The organism is Nostoc sp., assembly GCF_036919815.1.
Lineage (GTDB): Bacteria > Cyanobacteriota > Cyanobacteriia > Cyanobacteriales > Nostocaceae > Nostoc.
This window is the reverse complement of sequence record NZ_JBALCE010000028.1, coordinates 51,488-74,864: the sequence shown is the minus strand read 5'-3', so window position 1 is coordinate 74,864 and position 23,377 is coordinate 51,488. Positions and strand designations below refer to the sequence as shown.

The window sequence follows — 23,377 nt, the reverse complement described above, 5'->3', positions numbered from 1 at the left end:
TAACAACAATGAATACTATAAATGATCCTGCTGTTGTAACTGAAGTAACTAATTTGTACCTCAAGTATGAAGAAGCCCTTGGTAATAACAATTTAGAGGTGATGGATAGCTTATTTTGGGATGCACCCGAAGTAGTGCGGTTTGGCATCACAGAAAACCTCTATGGCGGTGATGAAATTCGTAACTTTCGCGCCTCTCGACCAAACCCGAAAATAGAGCGAGAAATTTTGAATCTCAAGGTTGTAACCTTTGGGAAAGATGCAGCAACAGTGACATTAGAGTTTCGCCGCAATATTAATGGTATAGAACGTTTCGGGCGACAAAGCCAGACTTGGTACAGGTTTTCTGAGGGATGGAAAGTGGTTTCAGCCCATGTTTCATTATTGCCAGTGTAAATTTAAAAACTATGACTAGCATTACCGAAATTGCGCCAGTAGTGCAACAAGCAGAATCCTTAGCTGCACAACTTGAGTTTGCCCAATCCTCACTCCCGGAAGTTGGTCGCCTGTTGCATATCCTCACTAGGCACATCACACAGGGTCAAATTGGCGAGATTGGTAGTGGATGCGGGGTTGGTGCAGGGTGGATTGTCAGCGCATTACATCCAGATAGTATATTGATTACGATAGAGAGCGATCGCCACCTTGCCAAACTTGTGCAACAGCTATTTGCAGATAAGTCTAATGTCCGCGCACTTCAAGGCGACTGGCGCGATTTACTCATCTATGCTCCCTTTGATTTGTTATTTGCCGATGGCGGAAAGGCAAAACTCAGCGAACCTCAAACATTAATAAATGCTCTCAAACCAGGAGGCTTTATTTTGCTAGACGATCTTACACCCGAAGAATACTGGCCTCCAGAATGGCACGGACGATGGGCTTTGCAACATTACGGCTCTTTAGACTACGATTTGTCTGCTGAAAGTAGGTTCAAGATTGTTGTAGTACGCAACTGGGCTTAGGCTTAATACAGTTTTGCATAGAAACGTAGCGTTTTAAATGCAAGCCGATGCATTAACAATACAAGCCGATGTATTAACAATGCAAGCCGATGCATTAACAATGCAAGTCGATGCATTAACAATGCAAGCCGATGCATTAACAATGCAGTGTATTGCCAAAATTAATTCGCTACGAATTAATGAAATGCTGTACTTAAAATTGGATTAAACTCTCATGATATTAGAAAGCGATCGCTTGCGATTGCGGGAAATGATACTTTCTGACCTCGACGCGCTACTGCTTGTCCTCGGCGATGCAGAATCGATGCGCTACTACCCAAAGCCATTTGACCGCGAGATGGTGCAAAAGTGGATTGAGCGACATCGCTGCAACTACGCACAGCACGGCGTCGGTTTGTGGGCGATGGTTCTTAAGGCGACAGGCGAGGTAATCGGCGACTGCGGACTGGTTTGGCAGGAAGTCGAGGGACACCAAGAACTCGAAATTGGATACCACGTCCGCCGTGACCAACAAATGCAGGGTTACGCCACCGAAGCCGCATCTGCTTGCCAGGACTAGGCTTTTAACGTGCTGGATTGCTGCGTAGGCGTAGCCCAACCTAGGCATCGCGTTATTTCCCTAATTCGTCCTGAAAACATCCTCTCTCGGCGTGTAGCTGAGAAGAACGGCCTCAAGGTCGTTCAGGAGACACTCTGGCGCGACATCCCGCACTATATATATGCTATGCAACGCTCAGAAAGTAAACTTCTTGCAACAAGGAATTTCTTAGAAGCATAGAAGTCAAAATTCAAGGCGTAGTCTAGGTTTTAGACCCTCTCTAACAAATAAATTAGTGCCTCCACTAAAGCCTGATTTTGTTCATCAGTACCAACAGTAATGCGTAATTTATCATCTAGTCCAGGCTGCTTGAAGTAACGGATTAAAATTCCCCGTTCCTTCAGTTTTTGATAGAGATATTCTGCGTTTCTTTGTGGAGGTTGTGCCAGCAAAAAGTTAGCTTGGGAATCCCAGATATGAAAACCTAATTGTTTTAAGTCTGTTGCTAGCTGATTTCGTGATGCTTTAATCTTTGCTACACAAGCATTTTTATAAGCTTGGTCGGTAATAGCAGCCGTGCCAATTGCACAAGCGATCGCATCAATGTTATAGCTATCTTTCACCTTAAACAATCCATGCAGCAATTTGGGATTTGCAATTCCAAACCCCAGGCGCAATCCTGCCAATGAGTACCCTTTAGAAAGTGTCCGAATCACGATGACGTTTTCGTATTCCTTTACCAAAGCCAATGCATTCTCTTCGCTAAAATCTACATATGCTTCATCGATCACTAAAACTCCAGATAACTGGCTGGCTAATTTCCGTAGATCATTTGTTGCCACCACATGCCCCGATGGACTATTCGGCGATGCAATGAATGTCACAGAACCATCGACAGCAACCACTTCTTTTAAAGGTAAACTGTAATCCTGGCTGTAGGGAATCTCAATAATTTCCGCAGCTTGCATTTCTGTTAATGTGCGATATAGCACGTAAGTTGGCATTGGATAAACTACTTTTTTCCCAGGTTCTGCACAGGCTCGAATCACCACACTCAACAATTCGTCACTGCCATTTCCGACAATTATCCAATCGCTAGGAACTCCTAAAACTTTACTTGCAGCTTGCCGAAACTCTCCCCCGAAAGGTTCTGGATATCGCCGCAACCACTCGCCATCGATATTCCGTAGGACAGCTAATGCCGCAGGGGAAGGAGGATAGGCGTTTTCGTTGCTGTTGAGTTTAATAATCTGTGTACCGCGTTGGGGCTGCTCACCGGGAATGTAGCTAGCCATTGCGTCAACATTAGAGCGAAAGTAGTTGCTCATATTTCAATCTAAAATCCAAAATCTAAAATCCAAAATTGTGTGACAAATCATTACCGATATATTATTTTTTACAAACCCTATGGCGTTCTCAGCCAGTTTACAAAAGATGCTCCTACACATAGCACCCTGAAAGATTATATTAATGTACCTGATGTGTATCCTGTAGGACGCTTAGACTGGGATAGTGAAGGGTTGCTGCTGTTAACGAATGATGGGCAATTGCAACATCGTCTCGCCCATCCGCGTTTTGGTCATAAACGTACTTACTGGGTACAGATAGAGCGAATTCCAGATGCAGATGCAATAAAAAGGTTACAAATAGGTGTAGAAATTCAAGATTACCGCACTCAACCAGCAGAAGTTAGGCTCTTACCAACAGAACCACAGCTACCTGAACGCACTCCACCGATTAGATTTCGCAAAAATGTACCGACAGCTTGGCTGGAAATGACTTTGACAGAGGGAAAAAACCGCCAAGTACGGCGCATGACTGCGGCTGTAGGCTTTCCGACTTTACGGTTGGTTAGGGTCAGCATAGGCCACCTACAATTAGATGACCTACAATTGGGTCAATGGCGCGACCTTACCACATCTGAACTCCAATTTCTGCATAATTTCAGTAAATCGAAAAGTTCTCCTCCAAAGGCAAATGCTCGTCCCAGCCTGGAAGTTTGAAGGGCATTTTTGGTAAATTAAGTTTTAACTCTCTTCTGGGTCAGTGTACAAAATTTATCATTGAAATTCCAGTATAAATCTTGACTCTTGTTTGTAAACAACTTCATATATCTGGGAATACTTAATCTAGAAGTCTTCAGGATTTAGCAGTATGGTTAGTACAAGAGTCAATATTCCCGGATATCAAGTTAACGAAGAACTCTACAATGGTTCCAGAACCCTAGTTTATCGTGGATATCGAGAAACTGACTCCTTAAGAGTAGTGATTAAACTGCTGAAAAGTCCTTATCCCAGTTTCAGCGAATTGGTGCAGTTTCGCAATCAATACACCATTACCAAAAATCTCAACTCACCCCTAATCATCCAAACCTACAGCCTGGAACCTTACCAAAATGGCTATGCGTTGGTGATGGAAGACTTCGGAGGGATTTCTCTGAAAGAATGCGGAACAAGGGAAAGTCTAGGAAATCTCACGGAGTTTTTAGAAATAGCGATCGCACTCTGCAATACCTTAGATATACTCTATCGCGATCGCATTATTCATAAAGATATTAAACCTGCCAATATTCTGATTCATCCTGAAACCAAACAAGTTAAATTAATTGACTTTAGTATTGCATCTTTACTACCACGGGAAACCCAAACACTAATTAATCCCAACGTCTTAGAAGGCACGCTTGCTTATATTTCCCCAGAACAAACAGGCAGAATGAATCGGGGCATTGACTACCGGACTGATTTTTATTCTTTAGGTGTCACTTTCTACGAGTTACTTACAGGTAAGTTACCTTTTGAATCAAATGATCCGATGGAATTGGTACATTGTCATATTGCCAAACTTCCGCCAAATATGAATAAACCTCACGCGCATAAAGCCCCGTCTCCCTACCAAGGAGAGGGTTGGGGTGAGGTTGATTTGACTATTCCCCAAGTTCTCTGTGACATCGTAATGAAATTGATGGCGAAAAATGCTGAAGACCGCTATCAAAGTGCATTAGGAATTAAATTTGATTTAGAAAATTGTTTACATCAGCTACAAGAAACGGGTTCGATTAAGGATTTTGAGATTGCGAGACGGGATGTGTGCGATCGCTTTATTATCCCTGATAAACTCTATGGGCGAGAAACAGAAGTAGAAAACCTACTCCAAGCATTTGAAAGAGTTAGCCTTGGTGCGACAGAAATGATGCTGGTCGCTGGTTTTTCGGGTATTGGTAAAACCGTTGTAGTTAACGAAGTTCATAAACCTATCGTCAAACAACGTGGTTATTTTATCAAAGGGAAATATGACCAATTTCAACGGAATATTCCCTTCAGTGCATTTGTGCAAGCCTTCCGGGATTTAATGTGGCAATTGTTAACAGAAAGCGATGCTCAAATCCAGCAATGGCAAAGCCGGATTTTAGCAGCTATTGGAGAAAATGGACAGGTAATTATTCAAGTTATCCCCGAATTATCAAGAATTATTGGTCAACAACCACCTGCGACAGAATTATCAGGAACTGCGGCACAAAATCGATTTAATTTATTATTCCAGAAATTTACCCAAGTGTTTACCAGTGTTGAACATCCATTAGTGATGTTTTTAGATGACTTGCAATGGGCTGATTCGGCATCACTGATGTTAATGCAGTTATTAATGGCTGATACAAAGCATCTTTTCTTAATTGGTGCTTATCGTGATAACGAAGTCAACCCATCACATCCGTTAATACTGACTTTGAATGAGATCCAAAAAACAGCAGCCACAATTAATACGATTACTTTAGCACCACTGAGTCAAGGACAAGTGAATCAATTAGTTGCTGAGACACTTAAATGTACAGAAAATTTGGCATTACCTCTTTCTATACTGGTATCTCAAAAAACTCAAGGTAATCCATTTTTTGCTATCCAGTTTCTCAAGGCATTACATCAAGATGGATTAATTGAATTTAACTTAGAGTCAGGATATTGGCAATGTGATATCACACAAATAAATCAGCAATCGGTTACAGATGATATTGTTAAGTTCATGGTATTTCAATTACAAAGACTGCCTCAATCAACTCAAAAGGTGTTGCAGTTAGCAGCTTGTATCGGCAATCGATTTAATTTAAAAACTTTGGCAATTGTTTCAGAAGAATCAGAAATTGAAACAGCTGCTAGTTTATGGAAAGCTTTACAAGAAGGGTTGATTTTACCCATTAGTGATGTTTATAAGTTTTATCAGGGAGAAGATCATGATAAATTGGCACTGTCAACTGGGAATACTAATAAACAATTAGCCAAATATAGATTTTTACATGATAGGGTGCAACAAACTGCCTATTCTCTAATTCCTGATAACCAAAAACAAGCAACTCATCTCCAGATTGGCCAATTACTTCTACAAAATTCCTCTCAAATACAACAAGAGGAAAAATTGTTTGATATTGTCGGGCATTTGAATTTAGGACAAGAGTTAATTACCGAATCAAGCAAACGAGAAGCATTAGCTCAACTGAACTTGGCAGCAGGAGGTAAAGCCAAAAATTCTACCGCATACACTGCGGCCAGAGTCTATTTACAGACTGGGATTGAGCTACTCACAGCCAATTGCTGGCAAGATCAATATGAATTGACCCTGAGTCTCTATGTTGCCGCTACCGAAGCCGCCTACTTGAATGCTGACTTTGATGGTATGGAACAGATAGCAGTACACGTGTTGCAATCAGCCCAGACGATTTTAGACAAAATTAAAATTTACGAAATTCAAATTGCTGCCCAGACATCTCAGAGCAGACTCTTAGAAGCTATTACACTAGGCAGAGATGCACTCTTAGAATTGGGAGTTGAGCTATCTATCGAGCTAAACGATGCTGAGATTGCTAAAGCTCTACAAGTTCTTGCCAGTCAACTCGAAGGCAAACGAATTGAGGAACTGGCTGACCTACCAGTAATGACTGATCCCCAAGCAAAAGCAGCTATACAATTGTTAGGAATGTTGTTTACACCTATTATCCAGAGAATGCCGGGTTTATTGCCCCTAGTTAGCTCGAAAATGGTGAGTCTATCGCTTCAGTTTGGGAATACACCCGCCTCCACGGTGGGGTATGTGCTTCACGGAATGGTGCTGTGTACCTTTTTGGGAGAGGTCGAAACAGGCTATGGCTTTGGGCAATTGGCATTCAATTTGCTCGATCGGTTTAATGTGCGGGAATTCAAATCCATAATTCTAATTTTGTTTGGCGGCTTTATTCAGCATCGCCAAGAGAGCTTTAGGGCAACGATACCGACACTGAAACTTGGTTTTACGTCTGGTATGGAAACTGGCGATTTTTTACACGCTGGTTATAACGTTTGCTGTTACAGCTATGCCGGCTTTTGGAGTGGTGCTGAACTAAGCAATTGGGAATCAGATATAGCAAATTACAACGCTGTCTTGACTCAGGTGAAGCAACATTCTGCTCAGACCCATTTAAATCTTATGCGGCAGACGGCAGAGAACTTCAGGGAAACCCGGATTCAGCCGGATTGTTTGAGTGGCACTATCTATGATGAAATCATGATTCCCAGGCATCGCCAGGCTAATGAACTTTCGGTGATGGCCGAGATATATATCCACAAACTTTTACTTGCCTATTCTTTTGGTAACTACAAGGCTGCGAGCGACTACATTGACCAAGCCCAGCAGTATTTGATCGCAGTAGCAGGAGTGATTTTTGCGCCGATTTTCCATTTCTATGCGGCCCTGACGCACCTGGCACTATTTCCCAAGCCAGAAATTGAGCTTTGTGTAATTCTCGCCCAGGTACAAATCCATCAAACCACTCTGTACCAATGGGCGCAATATGCTCCCATGAATCATCTGCATAAATGGCATTTAGTTGAGGCTGAAAAACAACGAGTGTTGGGCAATAAAACAGAAGCACTTGAACATTACGATCGCGCCATCTCCCTTGCCAAAGAAAACGAATACGTTAACGAAGAAGCACTTAGCAATGAACTAGTAGCCAAATTTTATCTCGATTGGGGTAAAGAAAAAGTCGCCCAAGCATATATGCAAGAAGCATACTACTGTTACGCTCGTTGGGGTGCAAAAGCCAAAATAGAAGACCTAGAAAAACGCTATCCCCAACTACTCCAATTGATTCTGCAACAGCAACGAATTAACCTCAACTCCCTAGAAACTATTAGCTTTAGTGGCACTTCTTCATCTTTTCGCACTTCTAGCACTAGCAGCAGCAGTATTCCCGATGTTCTAGATTTTACCTCTGTCCTCAAAGCCGCTCAAGCTATCTCCAGTTCTCTAGAATTAGACACACTCATCGCCAGTCTCACCCGTATTATCCTAGAAAACTCTGGCGCGAACAAATCTGCACTAATTCTTCCCCAAGAAAAGGACACTGCCGTGCGGGGGTTGCCCCCGTTGAGCCAAGTCTCTGGTAATACTTGGCTAGTTAGGGCAATTACCTTTATTGTTCATGAGGAAATACAAACTATTCTTGAGCCACAATCACTCTTCAATTGTCAATATATTCCCGTAAATATTATTCATTACGTCAAAAATACCCAACAAACAGTTGTAATTAATAATTGTAAAACAGATATTCCTGGTTTAATTGGCAAGTATATGCTGCAACATCAACCCCTGAGTGTATTTTGTACTCCAATTCTTAATCAAGGGCTGATGGTGGGGATTCTCTACCTAGAAAATAGCTTAACTTCTGGCGTATTTACTAGCGATCGCCTCAGCCTAATTAACTTACTGTCCTCTCAAGCCGCAATATCTCTAGAGAATGCTCGACTTTATCAACAAGCTGGGCAAGCATTAGAAGACTTACAACAAGCACATCTGCAAATTGTCCAAAGTGAGAAAATGTCTGCATTGGGTAATTTAGTTGCTGGGGTAGCCCATGAAATGAATAATCCTTTGGGATTTATTTCTGCCAGCCTCCAACAAGCTAAACCCAGCTTTGCTGATATTGTTGAACACTTGAAACTTTACGAAGAGAGTTTCCCATCACCTGGTGATAAAATCAAAGATCATGCCAAAGATATTGACTTAGATTATAGCTTAGAAGACTTACCCAAAATTATTGATTCAATGGTGATGGCGTGCGAGCGCCTGGAAAATATCAGCACTAGTTTAAGAACTTTCTCCCGCGCTGATAAAGATTATAAAGTACCGTTTAATATCCACGAAGGCATCGATAGCACGATTTTAATTCTCAAACATCGCCTGAAAGCAAATGAACAACGTCCCGCAATTGAAGTGATAACCGATTATGGCGATTTGCCCCAGGTTAAATGTTTTCCTGGGCAATTAAATCAGGTATTTATGAATATTTTGGCAAATGCTATTGATGCCCTGGATGAATCAAATACGGGACAGACTTTTAAGGAAATTAAGGATAATCCTAACCGAATTACAATTAAAACTTCTCTAAAAAGTGAAGGCGTGAAAATTGCGATCGCTGATAATGGTCAGGGGATGAATGAATCAGTGAAACAAAAGATTTTTGACCATTTATTTACTACAAAAGGTGTGGGCAAAGGAACGGGATTAGGATTAGCGATCGCTCGTCAAATTGTTGAAGAAACCCACGGCGGCAAATTGAGTTTTAACTCTGTTTTGGGTGAGGGTACAGAATTTATAATTGAAATGAAGTTTTAAAAAAATTAAACCGGTAAATCAGCAGCGCTCTGGATATTTTGTAATATTAAATCAGGGCTACTACGCTTAATCAAGCCAGTTAGAACTTTACCAGGGCCAATTTCAATTACTTGCTGGATACTGTTGGCTGGTAATTGCAGAGAAATTTCTCGCCATCTTACAGAACCAGTCATTTGTTTGTTCAGGCGCTGCTTTAAAATCTCGGCATCAATAGACGGAATTGGTTCGACATTAGACAACACTGGCACGCTAGCTGGTTGAAATTCCACAGATTCTAGAATGTCTTGGAATTGGGCAGCTGCTGGTGCGATTAAATGTGAATGAAATGCTCCAGAAACTTTTAGGGGAATAGCACGCTTTGCTTTAACTTGAGACAGCACCGCTTGTACAGCCTCAGTCGTGCCTGAAATTACCACCTGAGTCGAACTATTGTCATTTGCTAGCACAACATCAGGCGTTTGGGCAATGACTTTTTCCAACTGTTCGGGGTCAAAGTTTATCAAAGCCGCCATCATCCCACCGACGGCACTATCCATAAGTTCTGCACGACGCTTTACTAGATATAAACCCGCCGACCACTCAAAGACACCCGCTATGTAAAGGGCAGAATATTCTCCCAAACTGTGACCAGCAACTAAATCTGGCTGGTGTCCTCGTTCTCGGAGAAGATCAGCAAGAATGGTTTCTACCACATAAAGAATTGGCTGGGTATATAGAGTCTGTGATAACTTTTCTTCTTCGTTTTGACAGATTTCTGTTACAGACCAGCCCAAAATTTCCTCGGCTTGAGCAAATTTGTTTTTAGCGGCAGGTATATCTAATAAGTCTATTCCCATTCCCAGTGCTTGGGAACCTTGTCCGGGAAACACCCATGCAGTTTTAGTCATTGGTCATTGGTCATTGGTCATTGGTCATTGGTCATTGGTCATTGGTCATTGGTCATTGGTCATTGGTCATTAACAAAGGACAAATGACTAATGACTAATGACAAAATTTTCACCTTCCCCATTGAAAAATTGCCGCGCCCCAGGTAAGACCGGCACCAAAGCCGGATGCAGCAACGATGTCATTGGGTTTAATTTTACCTTGCCGGACTGCTTCATCTAAAGCTAAGGGAATGGAAGCAGCAGAGGTATTTCCGTAGTGAGCGAGATTACTGATAACTTTATGTTCTGGGACATTCAGGCGTTGGGCAACGGCATCGATAATTCGCTGATTGGCTTGATGCAACAACAGCCAATCTATTTGGTCAACACTGAGGTTGGCTTGAAACAAGGCTTTATCAATGATTTCTGGCACTTTTTGGACAGCAAAGCGGTAGACTTCTTTGCCGTTCATAGTAATAGGTTGGTAAGTGCCTTTGGTGATATTTACACCGGGGAGTAGTTCTTGGGAAGCGCCTGTGTATGCAAGGTTGAGGTAATGATTTTGAGTGCCATCACTTTTAAGTGCAAATCCTAACAAGCGATCGCTTTTGGCAGCCTGCAATACTACTGCACCTGCACCATCACCGAACAATACACAAGTACCCCGATCTTGCCAATCTACCCAGCGAGAGAGGATGTCTGCCCCGATCAAAAGTACATTTTGGTAGGTACCTGTTCTAATGTATTGCGCTGCTGTAACCAGACCAAACACAAAGCCGGAGCAGGCAGCAGTCAAGTCAAAGGCTACTGCTTTGGTGGCTCCCAATTGAGCCTGTACTTGACAAGCACTACCAAACAAATCATCAGGGGTGGAAGTCGCCAGCAGAATCAGGTCTAGGTCTTCTGGTTTTATTCCCGCAGATGCGATCGCCTGACTGCTGGCGGCAGTAGCGAGTACACTCAAGGACTCAGATGGCAGCGCTAATCGCCGTTGACGAATTCCAGTTCTTGTAGTTATCCACTCGTCTGATGTTTCAACCAGTTCAGTCAATGTCTGGTTCTGTAGGCAAGTTGCTGGTACTGCCGAGCCACTTCCGGTAATTGCTACACCTAAATTTTGCACTCCTAATCTCCCAAGCTATCAGCTTTTCCCTTTTCTCCCTTATCTTTTGTCAGTTGTCCTTTGTAAATGACCAATGACTAATGACTAATGACTAATGACTAATGACTAATGACTAATGACTAATGACTAATGAGTAATGACCAATGACTAACCGCCCTCGCGCTCTAGGATATATTGGGACTGAATTCGTTGTATCACCTGGTTGTCAACGGCTTCTTTGGCCATGCGAATTGCATTAAAAATTGAAGGTGCTTGTGAGCTACCGTGACCGATAAAACAGACCCCTGCCACGCCTAACAGCAAAGCGCCGCCGTGTTCGGCGTGATCCATTCGCTGCTTAACCCGCTTCAGGTTTGGTTTTAAGAGTGCTGAACCGATTTGACCATGCAATCCTTGGGGTAATTCTTCCCGCAGAATTTGCAGAATCACTTCTCCGACTGCTTCGGCAAATTTTAACAATACATTGCCCACAAAGCCATCGCAGACAATTACATCAAAGCGACCGGAAAGCACATCACGCCCTTCGGCATTACCAATAAAATTAATTTGGGAATTTTCGCGTAGCATTTGGTGGGCGCGGACGGCTGCATCATTACCCTTAGAGCCTTCTTCACCGATATTCAGCAAACCCACCTTAGGTTCGGTTGTACCCAAGACATACTGACTGTAAACCGAACCCATAACGCCAAACTGCTCTAAAAACTTCGGACGGCAATCGACATTTGCGCCAACATCAAGTACCAGCACTGGCTTACCAGCAATAATCGTGGGAAAAACTGTGCCGATCGCTGGGCGGTCAATTCCCGGTAATCGTCCTAAGCGGAGTAAAGCTGATGCCATAGCTGCCCCAGAATGACCGGCAGAAAATACGGCATCTGCCTGTTGCTGCTTGACCAAATCCATGGCCACATTGATAGAAGCCTTGCGTTTGCGTCTAACTGCGTTTAAAGGCTCCTCATCCATTGCGATCGCTTCCTCCGCAGTCACGATCTCCACCTGCCCTAAATTCGTTTTTGGCGGCAAGGCAGCTTCTATTTGTTGGGGATCACCAACCAACAATATATCTACACCCAATTCTTCTCGTGCTCGCATTGCGCCAGCAACGATTTCACCGGGTGCGTGATCCCCTCCCATTGCGTCAATTGCGATCCTTACGCGAGTCGATCTCATTGCTCACAGCTTCTAGAAACCTTACAAATTTTACCAGATGGCTTTGCCGAAAAAGCTTAACTTTCTCACTGCCAAATTAATTCTGTTACTATTGCAACAATTTTTGCTGGCAAGCTTAAGATAGCACGAATTGTTGGGCATTGGGCATTGGGCATTGGGCATTGGGCATTGGGCATTGGGCATTGATTATTAATTCATCTCCCTCATCCCCCTCATCTCCCCCCGCTCTCCCTACTCCCTACTCCCCACTCTCTAGTACCCAATTAACTAGCGTCCGAACACCGTAACCGGTTGCCCCTGCGCCGTTATAGCCATTTTCTTTATCTGTCCACACCGGTCCTGCAATATCTAAGTGCGCCCAAGGTGTTTCTTTGACGAATTGCTTTAGGAAAAGGGCGGCGGTAATAGCACCACCTGGACGCGGGCCTGTATTTTTCATGTCCGCAATACCAGACTTTAGCCCTTCGAAATATTTTTCTTCCATTGGCATCCGCCAAATTTTTTCCCCTGAAGTTTGGGCGGCTTTCTCTAACTGGGAAGCAACAGCATCATCGGGAGTGTACAAGCCAGCAATATCCTCGCCTAAAGCAATGAGGTTCGCACCAGTTAGTGTGGCTAAATCCACGATCGCATCCAAGCCTAATTTGTCGGCATATACCAAGGCATCTGCTAGGGTTAAACGTCCTTCAGCGTCAGTATTGTTCACTTCGATTGTTTTGCCGTTTGATGCTGTGAGAACGTCTCCAGGGTGCATGGCGCGACCGCTAATCATGTTCTCAGTCACCGCCGAGATAAAGTGAACTTCCGAATCTGGCTTAATTTGAGCAATTGCTTTTGCTGCACCCAAGGTTGCAGCTGCACCGCCCATATCAATTTTCATGGTTTCGATGCCGCTACCAGCACCTTTAATATTCAGTCCGCCAGAATCGAAGGTTACACCTTTACCAATAATTGCTAGTTTCTTTTTGGGTGTACCTTCTGGCTTATAAGTCAAGTGAATAAATTTAGGTGGCAAATCGGAAGCTTGGGCTACTCCCAAAAAAGCACCCATGCCCAACTTTTCACAGTCTTCTCTTTCCAGAATTTCTACTTGTAAACCGTATTCGTTAGCGATCGCAATCGCCGTTTCTGCCAAAGTAATTGGTGTTACGGCATTAGCTGGCGCTGCTACTAACTGCCGTGCCAAAATTACCCCGGAAACGATTTGATTGGCGCGGGTGATGGCTGCTTCTTGTCCACCGAATCCTAGTAAATCTACGGTTTCTATTTGTGAAGCTTTCTCTTCGGGTTCTGATTTAAAGCGAATATCTTGGTAAAGTGCTAATTCGACACCTTCGGCGATCGCTTGGGCAGTTGTGGCTGGATCGTTGTTCCATAATGGAAAACTAAATCCCAAAATTTTGCTTTTTTGCTTTTTTCCTACCCTGGCTACAGCCGCCGCCGCCCGTCGCAGAATATCTGGTTTTAGTGCATCTGCTTTACCCAAACCTACCACAATCAATTTCCGCACTGGGCTACCAGCATTTACACGGATGAAGATTGTCGTGTTCGCTTTACCTTTAAATTCTTCTTCAGCAATCAGTTCTTTTAAGATCCCGGAAAACTTTTGATCTAAAGTAGCTAATTCTCCGGTTAACTCTACTGCATCTTCAAATAATCCAATTGCCAAACTATCGCCCGCCCACTCTAGCAAAGGCTGATCACTAGGTTGAATTGTCATTTTGGGATTTTGTGTAAATATTCCTTCCTGTACCAGTATTGCTCAAAATTCTTGTTTCATGGGGAATGGGAGTGGAGGAGATTAGGGTGATGGGGAACCAGGGCAGAGTAGGTATAATTTAGCGTATAAATACTTATAAACTTATCCCATTATGGAGAGTATTAGGAATTTAAAATATCTACGGTGATCATATAAACACTTAATTCAAAAGGCTGATGCATGGTACAAGAGTCATCTTAAAAAACTAAAATAGTCAGGGTAAGAAGAATGGGTAAAAGCGTAACAGAAAAAATTAAAGAACAGCCAATAGAAAGCCAAATTAAAATTGAAAGCCGCGCTCAGGAATTAATAGCTCAGGAATTAATTAGACAAAAACTTAGGCTAGATAAACAGCAGCTTAAAGTTCGAGCTAGAAAGGTAAAAGGTTTGAAACAAAGAGAAGTAGTTATATTTGGAAAGATTAATCACAGGACATTAATTTAGTAAAACAGTACAAAAGCCTGCCAAACTCCAACGAATTGGTAGGCTTTAAACTTATTAAAAATCTTTAGCCTCATTCAATCAAACTTTTGAATCACCTTGAAAGGGCTAGTTCTGTCTTTGATTTACCTCCTGCTTTCTGCCCAATGCCCTATGCCCCAATTGCATTTGTGTCAATGTTAAACTTGCTAGCGATCGCTTTGATTATTTCTTGCTCAACTGGTGTAGTCTGATGATCAAGCTGGGCAATTTTGTCACACTGAGCTAACAAGGGGATGGCAAAATCACGATTCAGCTGATTGAGCAATATATCTAAAGACTTAGGTGATTTGATATTTTGGGCAATGACATCCAACGAGGTAGGACTGAGCTTTAGAGCTTGTAATTCTGGCAAAATTTCTTTCCAAGTCTTTTCTGGATGACTGGCTAGAATCATGTGAACTAAAATTTGATCCATGATCGCTTCTTGAGCGATCGCACTTGACAAATATTTCTCACTTTCGGCTTTTAATGTTGCCAATGTCTGGGGCGATGTGAGGGAAGTTGATTCATCCAGCTTGGCTTCGTAAAATCGACAAGCAGCATACCCCAATGAATAGATCATCGTCGCATTTGAACTAGCTGCGATCGCTACACCCGCCAAAGGCACATTTCGCAACAAGCCTAATCCCGCAGCTTTCAAAAGACGCTCTCCACCCAAAGCCAAACCAAAAATTGCTAAAACTTCACCTTTACGGGCAGGATCTTTTAAATCTAGCCCGTAGACAGATGCAATTTGATAAAGCATTTCTGACTGCAATTTTGTTGTCGCTGTTAAATCAATTGCAAACAATGCCACTGCTATTCCTGGCAAAATACTAGTTGCTACTCCAACTGTGGCTGCTTGAGTTGCTTTTTCCACCATGATTCGGTGAGCAATCTGACTAGGTGATTCATGAGGATACTGTTGCTTGAGCTTATTTACCGCAACTTCTGCTTTTTCCAAATCAACAAGGTTAGTAGTACCAATTAGCCAATTGAGATTTAACACTCCAGATAGTTTTCTAATTAGCCAATTTTCGTTAAGGCGATTTACAATTTGACCGCTAGTTTGAGTTGTTTGTTCAATTAACTTGTGTGTTTGTTTCGCCGTCGCTTCTCCCACCCCTACTGCTGTGTCAAAAACTGCTTTGCCAGTCTGAGCAACAGTTTCAACAAAAGACTCTAATCCAGACGGTTTATTTTCTACTGATGATTGAGCCGGTATTTTGACTTCTGAAGTTTCTCTGGGTGAATTAACTAATTTATTCACCTCTATTTTTTGGGGTTTGTCTGCCATTGCTTGATACCATCTTGTAAAGCCTCTCTCTTTAACTTGTAGCGAAAATGTGAGTGGCTTGACATCCCTCTATAAACGTAAATCTCAGTTTAAGAGCAACTATTTTATTGTCTGAATAACTGTGTTAATCCATTAGTAATAGGAACATATTGCTCAGGGGTGAGTGTTCCCAAATACGCCAAAACTCTATTTATATCTAATCTCCGCGTTTGATCTAGCAAGACAATGGAAGACAGAGGCAAACCAGCAGCACCAGCTGACAAACGCGGATATAAGCTGGGATTATTCAACACCCAAGAAACACTCTGGGTAGTTACAGGTGCAATTATTAGCATTGGATAGCGGACTTCTCCCCAAGATATACTGACCACTCCAGCAGGTCGAGTTCCTTGCTGTTCACGTCCTCTAGGAGTACTAGTAGGGTAAAGTTACTATAATTACGTCGCCACACTCAAGCAAATCAGTTTAAAGCATTCTTGCCACCAACAACTGTTAGCCCAACACCAGGGATATATTCTACTGGCTTGCCTTTTGGCTGTCCTTGGGAACCCCAATCATAAGAGTCTTCTTGAAGCAAATTTCCTTCACCTTGATTAATTTCGTCATTTAATAATTGCCACAGTTGATGTTTCTCTTCTAAAGGAAGGTTGGTAATGGCATCTAGAAGTGATTCAAAAGGAATTTGCAATTTGACAGTTGTTTTGGTCATAGTGTGTCTCGTTGAACTCTCATTTAAAATCTTCTTGTGTAAAACGTTCTACATATTCATCTAATCCTGCTTCAGCTAGTTGACGATCTTCCTGGGCAAATTCACTGTAAAGAGTAGCCATTTGATTTTTATCTATTTGCCAGCGAACATTTCGGCTGCGGAATTTAAGGAAGGCAATAAAATCACTAAGAGGATGTCTGAAAAGTATCAAAAATTTGTTGATCCCCCCTAACCCCCCTTAAAAAAGGGGGAATAAGAGTCTCAAAGTCCCCCTTTTTAAGGGGGATCTCGAAGGGTTAGGTGTATAGAAAAAAACTTTTCAGACATCCTCTAACTTGTTTGAGTTGTTCCTCACTCAATTTGTCTAATTCTTGGCTGAGGAACTCCTTGAGAGCAAGCATTTGAGAGTCTCCAAAAATATGTGGTTAAGGTTTTTGAGGACACAAGCATTATTTGAACAGTAATTATGTCTAACAAACTTTTTAGTTTTTAGTTTTTAACTCTCGCCCCGTACCGATATCAGTATTACTTTCTAAAAAGTCGTTATCCTTAAGAATTTTATAGAGATTAATATCTTGCTCTAGCAAGCAAGCGTGTCCACAATGGGGCAACACCACAATCTTGTTATTTGGTAAGATATTCGCTATCCGCTTCACTTCAGTTACAGAAGGTAAAAGGCGATCGCTAGCACCGGCAATCAACAAAACTGGTTGAGTCAAACGACCTAACTGTTGCTCATCAACATTAAATTCTCGCAGTAAAGACAACCGCCAATGAACAGTTTCTGGCGGTACAGAACGCATAGTTTTCAACAGTTCATGGCGATCGCTTGGCGAAATGCGCGGCAAAGACGCTAGAAAGGGCAACAACCCCAGTGCGCCAACATCATACAATTCTGATGGCACTAAGTAAGTTAGTTGGGATATCCAACTCAACCAAGGACGAAGATGAAAGGACGAAGCTGGATTAATTAGGATAATTCGCTTAAATAAATGTGGCGCTTCGATCGCCACTTTCATTGCCAAGCAACCACCAAAGGACTCACCACACAGGTAAACTGGCCTCTCAGGGATTTTTTCTAATTCGGCGTCGATCAACTCCAATACACTCTTAGTTAGCACATCCCAAGTGTTAAGGTCTTTGCGTGGTATCGCCAAACTGCGGACATCAAAGCCAGTTTCTAATCCAGCTGTTTGCGATCGCAATAGTTGACCAGTTCCATCCATTCCTGGCAAATATACCAACAAAGGATACTCTGGCTGTACTCTTTCAGGAGTCAGGAAACAAGGGTTTAGCTCAACTTCTGTTATGGTCATTTGTTACTAGTCAATGGTATAAAACTTTTGAAATCCTGATTGTTGCTTATAAAAGCTTCGGTTCTTTTGACCTTAATAGCAACCTTGACGCAGTAAGTTACTAATTTCGCCGTGACAGTGTTCCGTCAGTTCAGCTATAATAGTTCTGGCCTGTTTGCCCTGATATTTTTTCTGCTGTTGGGGTGTAATCCAATAAGGGCGACCGATTAACACCGCAACCCGCCGATAAATTACCAAAGGATGCCAACCACCTTGGTTAAATAACGGTTCTGAAGGGTCAAATACGCTCAAAAGCTTTAAAGGGAAGCCAGACGTGTTTACCTCTTCTAAGGAGGCGATCGCAATGGGTAAAACAGCTAAATCCTGCACATCCGCTCGCAATGCCAAATGAGCAAATCCCCGATGAAATTCACCCAGATGATTTGGCACAGTAAATTTCACCATTGGTTCAGTCCCTTCTGGAAATACTCCCACCATCTGCTTCGACTGCAATAGCACCTGCGACTGCGAAAAAAAGCTTTGCAGGCGGTTTTCAGTTTCCTCCAAGGGGAAACACCCCAATTGTCCGGTGACAATCTCCCGCATTACTGGCACTTGTCCCATGTAGTGATGGCAAGCAAAGCGAATCGGATTCGATAACGCCGCCATTAAAACCACTGCATCCATAAAGCTGCGGTGATTGCTGACTACCAGTACGCTGGCATCCTGGGGAATGCGATCCTCATAATAGCGAAACATTTGGGTTGAGAATGCCGCCACCAAAGCGCGAGAAATCTCTAGGGGGCTATTTCGACTCATACCTAATCAATATATTTTTCCGGTAAATATGGCAGTTTATCTTAAATTAATTTTTACATTTCTTTACTATTGCCATCACCGTCTTAAGATAGAAATGTCTAATCCACAAAAGCAGCTAGATTTTCTGCCTTGGGAATTATGTATTCCTGAATACAATAATATCATCTAATAGTAACTATTAAAAAAAACTATGATTAGTTAATTTCCATCTTTTAGGCAAAAATGAGATGAATTGATGCATATTACAAAAGGATTGTTGACCTGATAAATTTGCTAGTATTAAGGTATTATTGGAAAAAATGGGAATAATATTGTATAATTCTATGATTTTACCGGACAAAGCTAAGATGTAAAACATTTTAATAAGTTAATTTTTATTTTGTATGAATCTAGTGAATAAAACAGAAAAGACATTTGCACTAACAACACCGCTATATTATGTAAACGATGTCCCTCATATAGGCAGTGCTTATACAACGATCGCAGCCGATGTAGTCGCGCGATTTCACAGGCTGCTGGGGCATCGGGTATTGCTGATTACAGGTACAGATGAACATGGGCAAAAAATTCAGCGATCGGCAGAAAGTTTAGGGAAGGCACCGCAAGAGTTTTGCGATGAAATTGTCCCTAGCTTCATTAGTTTGTGGCAGTTACTAGACATTCAATATGATCGCTTTAGTCGGACTACTGCACCTCGTCATGAAGCGATCGTTAAAGAATTCTTTGAGCGAGTCTGGGAATCTGGTGATATCTACCAGGGACAACAACAAGGCTGGTACTGTGTATCCTGCGAAGAATTCAAAGAAGAACGGGATCTCTTAGAAGGACACCGTTGCCCGATTCATATTAACAAAGAAGTCGAGTGGCGAGACGAGCAAAACTATTTTTTCCGCTTATCCAAATATCAAAATAAGCTGACAGAATTTTATCAATCTAGACCGGATTTTATTCAACCAGAAAGTCGGCGGAATGAAGTCCTCAGCTTTGTAAATCAAGGGCTGCAAGACTTTTCAATTTCGCGGGTAAATCTAGATTGGGGTTTTCCCGTACCAACTGATCCCAAACACACCCTTTATGTCTGGTTTGATGCGCTACTAGCTTATGTAACGGCATTACTTGAACCAGATGCAGAACCGACTTTAGCAAATGCTTTAAAAACATGGTGGCCGATTAACTTGCATCTAATTGGTAAGGATATTTTGCGCTTCCATGCAGTTTACTGGCCAGCAATGTTGTTGTCGGCTGGCTTACCCTTACCAGAGCGAGTATTTGGGCATGGCTTTTTGACTAAAGATGGTCAAAAGATGGGTAAAAGTCTGGGTAACACCCTTGATCCTGTGGCGTTAGTTCAGCGCTATGGTAGTGATGCCGTTCGTTATTACTTCCTTAAGGAAATCGAATTTGGCAAGGATGGAGATTTTAATGAGGTTAGGTTCATTAATGTTCTGAATGCAGATTTGGCGAATGATTTAGGTAATTTGCTCAATCGCACCTTAAACATGGTGAAGAAATACTGTGCCCAGAATAATGTCCCATCAATCGGCAATGAAGCAATTCCTGACGAAAATCCTTTGAAAACAATTGGTTTACGTTTAGGTGAACAGGTAAAACAAGCCTACCAGGAGCTAGCTTTCAGTCAAGCCTGCGAGGCCATCCTTTTACTGGTGCAAGCTAGTAATAAGTTTATTGATCAACAAGCTCCTTGGTCATTATATAAACAGGGACAGCAGGAGACGGTGGAAAAAGTTCTCTACGCAGTTCTAGAATCAGTTAGAGTAGCAGCTTATCTGCTTTCCCCAATTATTCCGAACATCAGTAGCGATATTTATCAGCAGCTGGGCTTCGGAATAAACTTTAACGAGCAAATACAAAGTTCAGTTATCGCTCCTTTTGCCATCCATTCGACATGGGGGATACTATCGAGTAAACAACAGTTGGGTACACCCCAGCCAATTTTTAAGCGAATAGAACCCCCGAAAAGCGATTAGTCCTGATCAAACTCTGATTTTGTTCAATTTCTTATTCTCTCAAAAAATTTATCGGGGCTTAACTTAATATTCGCCCCAGAACATTATCATAAGCCGCTGTGACTAGCATCTAAAAGTTGGTAATTTGTATCAAAAATAACAGGGATAAAAATTGAGGTATGACAATGATGTTGAATAATTTTGAAACCGATTCAATTTTTACGCCAGAACAAGTTTTGGAGAATCGGGGCAGGGTTGCCATATTTATAGATGGCTCAAATCTATTTTACGCTGCATTGCAACTAGGGATCGAAATCGATTATACGAAGTTATTGTGTCGATTAACTGGAGGTTCTAGACTACTGCGTTCTTTTTTCTATACTGGGGTAGACCGGACAAACGAGAAGCAACAGGGGTTTCTGCTGTGGATGCGTCGCAATGGTTATCGAGTCATTGCGAAGGATTTGGTACAGCTACCAGATGGCTCTAAAAAAGCTAACCTGGATGTAGAAATAGCAGTAGATATGATGGCGCTAGTTGATTCTTATGATACCGCAGTTTTAGTTAGCGGTGATGGAGATTTGGCTTATGCGGTAAATTCAGTCAGCTATCGCGGCGTGCGGGTAGAAGTGGTGAGTTTGCGTTCGATGACCAGCGACAGCTTAATTAATGTAAGCGATCGCTACATTGATTTAGAAGCTATCAAAGAAGATATTCAAAAAACCCCTCGCCAAAGCTATCCATATCGGCCGTTATCTGGTATAGGTTTTTTGGAAGACCCCAGAACTAGTGATGGACATCCAGAAATCCAAGAATAATGGCGCATCAATTTGATCAAAAGGGGAGAGAGGTGGGAAAAAAAATCCAAAATTTCTCCTCCACTCGCTCCTTCCTTCTTTTACCTTTGAGCTTTTTTTTGGTATTTGGTTTAGTTGCTTGCGGGGGTAAATCCCCCACAGCTTCTCAACAAAATACTGGGGGATCAGCTAATCAAGATAGCCATTTGACTTTCTTTGATGTCACCCTAGAACAAGCAGATGAAGTAGGACGACCGATTTGGAAAGTCAGGGCGACACGGGCAAAATACACCAAAGAAAAACAAATTGGTCAGGCTGAAAGTCCTTATGGTGAACTATACCAAGATGGGAAAGTAGTTTACCAAATCAAGGCAGATGTAGCAGACATTGAACAAAATGGGAAGCAGTTGTTTCTTAAAGGTAAAATATTTGCCACAGACCCTAATAATGGAGTTGTGTTGCAAGGTAATGAATTAGAATGGCGTCCTCAAGAAGATTTGTTGATTGTCCGCAACCAGATTAACGGTAGTCATAAACAACTACAAGCAGTGGCGCAGGAAGCGCGAGTTAAAACCCGCGAACAGCGCATGGAATTTTCTGGAGGGGTAGTAGCAAATTCCGTTGATCCCCAGATGCAAGTCAGAACCGAGCATTTAATCTGGAAAATCAAAGAAGAAAAATTGATTGGCGATCGCCCCATAGAAATTGACCGATATAAAGATAATAAAATTAGCGATCGCGGCAAGGGAAATTCTGCCGAAGTCAACTTAAAAACGAAAATTGCTACTATTCAACAGAATGCTCAATTAGAATTACTAGACCCACCAGTGCAAATAGTTAGTAACTCTATGACCTGGAACATGAACGCAGAAACTGTCATTACAAATTCCCCCGTGCGGATGTTCCAGCGTGTCGAAAATCTTACTGTTACCGCTAATCAAGGTGAAATGAAAATACCACAAAAAACGGTTTATTTAACAGGTAATGTCAATGCCATTGGTCAGCGTCGCCAGTCTTTGAAATCTAATTCATTAACTTGGTATTTAGACAATAAGTTAGTTGAAGCTCAGGGAAATATAGTTTATCGGCAAGTTGACCCGCCGTTAAATTTTCGGGGTGAAACAGCCGTTGGTAATCTGCAAACAGAAAATATTGTTGTCAAAGGTGGCAGCTCTAGCGGTAGAGTAGTAACAGAAATTATTCCCCAAGAAAAAGCTAATCGTCAGTAGTAGAGTTAGGGGGGATGGGGCGAAAGAACGAGTCTTGTGGGGTAAGCTCTCTAGTCCGCCCAGTTCATAGGACGGGCGAGACGCCCATCCCACAAGAAATAGTTGGATATTTTTTTATTTGGAAGTCTTTTAAACTAAATAAAGGAAATTCTAATTCTCCCTCATTCCCCCACGTCCATCGTGACCCAGAAATTTTGGGTTGGTCGAGTCCTAAACTAGGATCTTAAAACTACAAGTCCTTTGATAACTCATGAATGGATCAAACCGATTAGGTAAGGAATCCTTGCCAATATCCCAGCAAGCAGAACATTCCCACCATCAAGATACAGATCATGAGTATACAGATCATACTCATGGGACTGGAGAATCGATTCATCCTCACGTCCATAGTGAAGAGTCTTTACGGCGAATTGTCAATCGATTATCGCGCATAGAAGGACATGTTCGCGGTATTAAGGGAATGGTGCAGCAAAGTACCCCTTGTCCTGATGTTCTACTCCAAATTGCCGCAGTGCGCGGCGCATTGGATCGGGTAGCGCGAATTGTTTTGGATGAACATTTAACTGAGTGTATTGGTAGAGCTGCACAAGAGGGTAATATTGATCTTGAAATTAAACAGTTAAAAGCTGCTTTAGATCGATTTTTACCTTAATAATTAGAAAAATAAAAAATTAACTCGCACGACAAGACATTTTGTAGAGCTCCCAGATTTGCTGTATTGACTCAGGCAGAGGGTTATTTGTG

The 23,377-nt window shown here is 42.2% G+C and carries 20 protein-coding genes and 1 pseudogene; 11 read left to right on the top strand and 10 right to left on the bottom strand.

Going from position 1 to position 23,377, the window contains the following annotated elements; genetic code table 11:
• Positions 1 to 8: 8 nt before the first annotated feature.
• The 4 genes from hpxZ to V7K15_RS08040 are packed head-to-tail and all read left to right on the top strand — an operon-like array spanning position 9 to position 1,520.
• Entirely contained in the window at positions 9 to 395 is a 387-nt protein-coding gene (gene hpxZ, locus V7K15_RS08055; RefSeq protein ID WP_334904634.1) for an oxalurate catabolism protein HpxZ, read from the top strand.
• Positions 396 to 406: 11 nt separating this feature from the next.
• Positions 407 to 961, top strand: coding sequence for an O-methyltransferase (locus V7K15_RS08050; protein WP_334904626.1), 555 nt, complete (start codon positions 407 to 409; stop codon positions 959 to 961).
• A 37-nt stretch (positions 962 to 998) separates the two neighbouring features.
• A complete protein-coding gene (locus V7K15_RS08045) occupies positions 999 to 1,169 on the top strand; it encodes a hypothetical protein (protein WP_334904623.1) in 171 nt (56 codons plus the stop codon).
• 6 nt (positions 1,170 to 1,175) lie between these two features.
• Positions 1,176 to 1,520: a GNAT family N-acetyltransferase gene (locus tag V7K15_RS08040; RefSeq protein WP_334904621.1), complete on the top strand. Its 345-nt coding sequence runs from the start codon at positions 1,176 to 1,178 to the stop codon at positions 1,518 to 1,520.
• A 248-nt stretch (positions 1,521 to 1,768) separates the two neighbouring features.
• Here the strand turns inward: V7K15_RS08040 and hisC are convergent, their stop codons facing one another.
• Positions 1,769 to 2,827 (bottom strand): histidinol-phosphate transaminase, encoded by a 1,059-nt coding sequence (gene hisC, locus V7K15_RS08035; protein WP_334904619.1) that lies wholly within the window; start codon positions 2,825 to 2,827, stop codon positions 1,769 to 1,771.
• A gap of 39 nt (positions 2,828 to 2,866) precedes the next feature.
• Between hisC and V7K15_RS08030 the strand changes: the two genes are divergently transcribed.
• Both V7K15_RS08030 and V7K15_RS08025 read left to right on the top strand, forming a co-directional pair.
• Complete coding sequence (locus V7K15_RS08030; protein WP_334904617.1) at positions 2,867 to 3,502, top strand: rRNA large subunit pseudouridine synthase E; 636 nt, start codon at positions 2,867 to 2,869, stop codon at positions 3,500 to 3,502.
• A 151-nt stretch (positions 3,503 to 3,653) separates the two neighbouring features.
• A complete protein-coding gene (locus tag V7K15_RS08025; RefSeq protein ID WP_334904615.1) occupies positions 3,654 to 9,140 on the top strand; it encodes an ATP-binding sensor histidine kinase in 5,487 nt (1,828 codons plus the stop codon).
• 5 nt (positions 9,141 to 9,145) lie between these two features.
• Here V7K15_RS08025 and fabD read toward each other — a convergent pair whose 3' ends face one another.
• The 4 genes from fabD to V7K15_RS08005 form a co-directional block, all read right to left on the bottom strand.
• Positions 9,146 to 10,027, bottom strand: coding sequence for an ACP S-malonyltransferase (gene fabD, locus V7K15_RS08020; RefSeq protein ID WP_334904613.1), 882 nt, complete (start codon positions 10,025 to 10,027; stop codon positions 9,146 to 9,148).
• A gap of 109 nt (positions 10,028 to 10,136) precedes the next feature.
• Entirely contained in the window at positions 10,137 to 11,129 is a 993-nt protein-coding gene (locus V7K15_RS08015) for a beta-ketoacyl-ACP synthase 3 (RefSeq protein WP_334904612.1), read from the bottom strand.
• A gap of 147 nt (positions 11,130 to 11,276) precedes the next feature.
• Positions 11,277 to 12,299, bottom strand: coding sequence for a phosphate acyltransferase PlsX (plsX, locus tag V7K15_RS08010; protein ID WP_334904611.1), 1,023 nt, complete (start codon positions 12,297 to 12,299; stop codon positions 11,277 to 11,279).
• A gap of 238 nt (positions 12,300 to 12,537) precedes the next feature.
• Positions 12,538 to 14,019 (bottom strand): leucyl aminopeptidase, encoded by a 1,482-nt coding sequence (locus V7K15_RS08005; RefSeq protein WP_334904609.1) that lies wholly within the window; start codon positions 14,017 to 14,019, stop codon positions 12,538 to 12,540.
• 267 nt (positions 14,020 to 14,286) lie between these two features.
• Between V7K15_RS08005 and V7K15_RS08000 the strand changes: the two genes are divergently transcribed.
• A complete protein-coding gene (locus tag V7K15_RS08000) occupies positions 14,287 to 14,502 on the top strand; it encodes a hypothetical protein (protein ID WP_334904608.1) in 216 nt (71 codons plus the stop codon).
• A 148-nt stretch (positions 14,503 to 14,650) separates the two neighbouring features.
• Here V7K15_RS08000 and V7K15_RS07995 read toward each other — a convergent pair.
• The 5 genes and pseudogenes from V7K15_RS07995 to V7K15_RS07975 form a co-directional block, all read right to left on the bottom strand.
• Positions 14,651 to 15,823, bottom strand: a pseudogene (locus V7K15_RS07995) (EcsC family protein); the annotation flags it as partial.
• Between the two features lie 98 nt (positions 15,824 to 15,921).
• On the bottom strand, positions 15,922 to 16,188 hold the full coding sequence (locus V7K15_RS07990; protein WP_334904606.1) for a type II toxin-antitoxin system PemK/MazF family toxin: 267 nt from the start codon (positions 16,186 to 16,188) through the stop codon (positions 15,922 to 15,924).
• Positions 16,189 to 16,277: 89 nt separating this feature from the next.
• Positions 16,278 to 16,526: a hypothetical protein gene (locus tag V7K15_RS07985; RefSeq protein ID WP_334904604.1), complete on the bottom strand. Its 249-nt coding sequence runs from the start codon at positions 16,524 to 16,526 to the stop codon at positions 16,278 to 16,280.
• A gap of 482 nt (positions 16,527 to 17,008) precedes the next feature.
• Positions 17,009 to 17,842, bottom strand: coding sequence for an alpha/beta fold hydrolase (locus tag V7K15_RS07980; protein WP_334904602.1), 834 nt, complete (start codon positions 17,840 to 17,842; stop codon positions 17,009 to 17,011).
• Between the two features lie 72 nt (positions 17,843 to 17,914).
• Positions 17,915 to 18,640 (bottom strand): lysophospholipid acyltransferase family protein, encoded by a 726-nt coding sequence (locus V7K15_RS07975; RefSeq protein WP_334904600.1) that lies wholly within the window; start codon positions 18,638 to 18,640, stop codon positions 17,915 to 17,917.
• Between the two features lie 383 nt (positions 18,641 to 19,023).
• On the opposite strand from V7K15_RS07975, the gene metG reads away from it, so the two are divergent.
• From metG to V7K15_RS07955, 4 genes are all read left to right on the top strand, one after another.
• Positions 19,024 to 20,628, top strand: coding sequence for a methionine--tRNA ligase (metG, locus tag V7K15_RS07970; protein WP_334904598.1), 1,605 nt, complete (start codon positions 19,024 to 19,026; stop codon positions 20,626 to 20,628).
• Positions 20,629 to 20,795: 167 nt separating this feature from the next.
• Positions 20,796 to 21,425 (top strand): LabA-like NYN domain-containing protein, encoded by a 630-nt coding sequence (locus tag V7K15_RS07965; protein ID WP_334904632.1) that lies wholly within the window; start codon positions 20,796 to 20,798, stop codon positions 21,423 to 21,425.
• Positions 21,425 to 22,633, top strand: a complete 1,209-nt coding sequence (gene lptC, locus V7K15_RS07960) for an LPS export ABC transporter periplasmic protein LptC (protein WP_334904596.1) — start codon at positions 21,425 to 21,427, stop codon at positions 22,631 to 22,633. Before V7K15_RS07965 ends, lptC begins: the two co-directional genes overlap by 1 nt.
• A 250-nt stretch (positions 22,634 to 22,883) precedes the next feature.
• Positions 22,884 to 23,285 carry a metal-sensitive transcriptional regulator gene (locus V7K15_RS07955; RefSeq protein WP_334904594.1) on the top strand — a complete coding sequence of 134 codons (402 nt, stop codon included), beginning with the start codon at positions 22,884 to 22,886 and terminating at the stop codon, positions 23,283 to 23,285.
• Positions 23,286 to 23,377: the final 92 nt, after the last annotated feature.

Excerpts from the sequence above, each read along its gene's own strand:
- V7K15_RS07985 (WP_334904604.1), bottom strand. The coding sequence starts at position 16,526 with ATGACCAAAACAACTGTCAAATTGCAAATTCCTTTTGAATCACTTCTA.
- hpxZ (WP_334904634.1), top strand. The coding sequence starts at position 9 with ATGAATACTATAAATGATCCTGCTGTTGTAACTGAAGTAACTAATTTG.
- V7K15_RS08045 (WP_334904623.1), top strand. The coding sequence starts at position 999 with ATGCAAGCCGATGCATTAACAATACAAGCCGATGTATTAACAATGCAA.
- V7K15_RS08000 (WP_334904608.1), top strand. The coding sequence starts at position 14,287 with ATGGGTAAAAGCGTAACAGAAAAAATTAAAGAACAGCCAATAGAAAGC.
- V7K15_RS07955 (WP_334904594.1), top strand. The coding sequence starts at position 22,884 with ATGAATGGATCAAACCGATTAGGTAAGGAATCCTTGCCAATATCCCAG.
- V7K15_RS07980 (WP_334904602.1), bottom strand. The coding sequence starts at position 17,842 with ATGACCATAACAGAAGTTGAGCTAAACCCTTGTTTCCTGACTCCTGAA.
- V7K15_RS07975 (WP_334904600.1), bottom strand. The coding sequence starts at position 18,640 with ATGAGTCGAAATAGCCCCCTAGAGATTTCTCGCGCTTTGGTGGCGGCA.
- V7K15_RS08025 (WP_334904615.1), top strand. The coding sequence starts at position 3,654 with ATGGTTAGTACAAGAGTCAATATTCCCGGATATCAAGTTAACGAAGAA.
- metG (WP_334904598.1), top strand. The coding sequence starts at position 19,024 with ATGAATCTAGTGAATAAAACAGAAAAGACATTTGCACTAACAACACCG.
- hisC (WP_334904619.1), bottom strand. The coding sequence starts at position 2,827 with ATGAGCAACTACTTTCGCTCTAATGTTGACGCAATGGCTAGCTACATT.
- plsX (WP_334904611.1), bottom strand. The coding sequence starts at position 12,299 with ATGAGATCGACTCGCGTAAGGATCGCAATTGACGCAATGGGAGGGGAT.
- fabD (WP_334904613.1), bottom strand. The coding sequence starts at position 10,027 with ATGACTAAAACTGCATGGGTGTTTCCCGGACAAGGTTCCCAAGCACTG.
- V7K15_RS08050 (WP_334904626.1), top strand. The coding sequence starts at position 407 with ATGACTAGCATTACCGAAATTGCGCCAGTAGTGCAACAAGCAGAATCC.
- V7K15_RS08040 (WP_334904621.1), top strand. The coding sequence starts at position 1,176 with ATGATATTAGAAAGCGATCGCTTGCGATTGCGGGAAATGATACTTTCT.
- lptC (WP_334904596.1), top strand. The coding sequence starts at position 21,425 with ATGGCGCATCAATTTGATCAAAAGGGGAGAGAGGTGGGAAAAAAAATC.
- V7K15_RS07965 (WP_334904632.1), top strand. The coding sequence starts at position 20,796 with ATGTTGAATAATTTTGAAACCGATTCAATTTTTACGCCAGAACAAGTT.
- V7K15_RS08005 (WP_334904609.1), bottom strand. The coding sequence starts at position 14,019 with ATGACAATTCAACCTAGTGATCAGCCTTTGCTAGAGTGGGCGGGCGAT.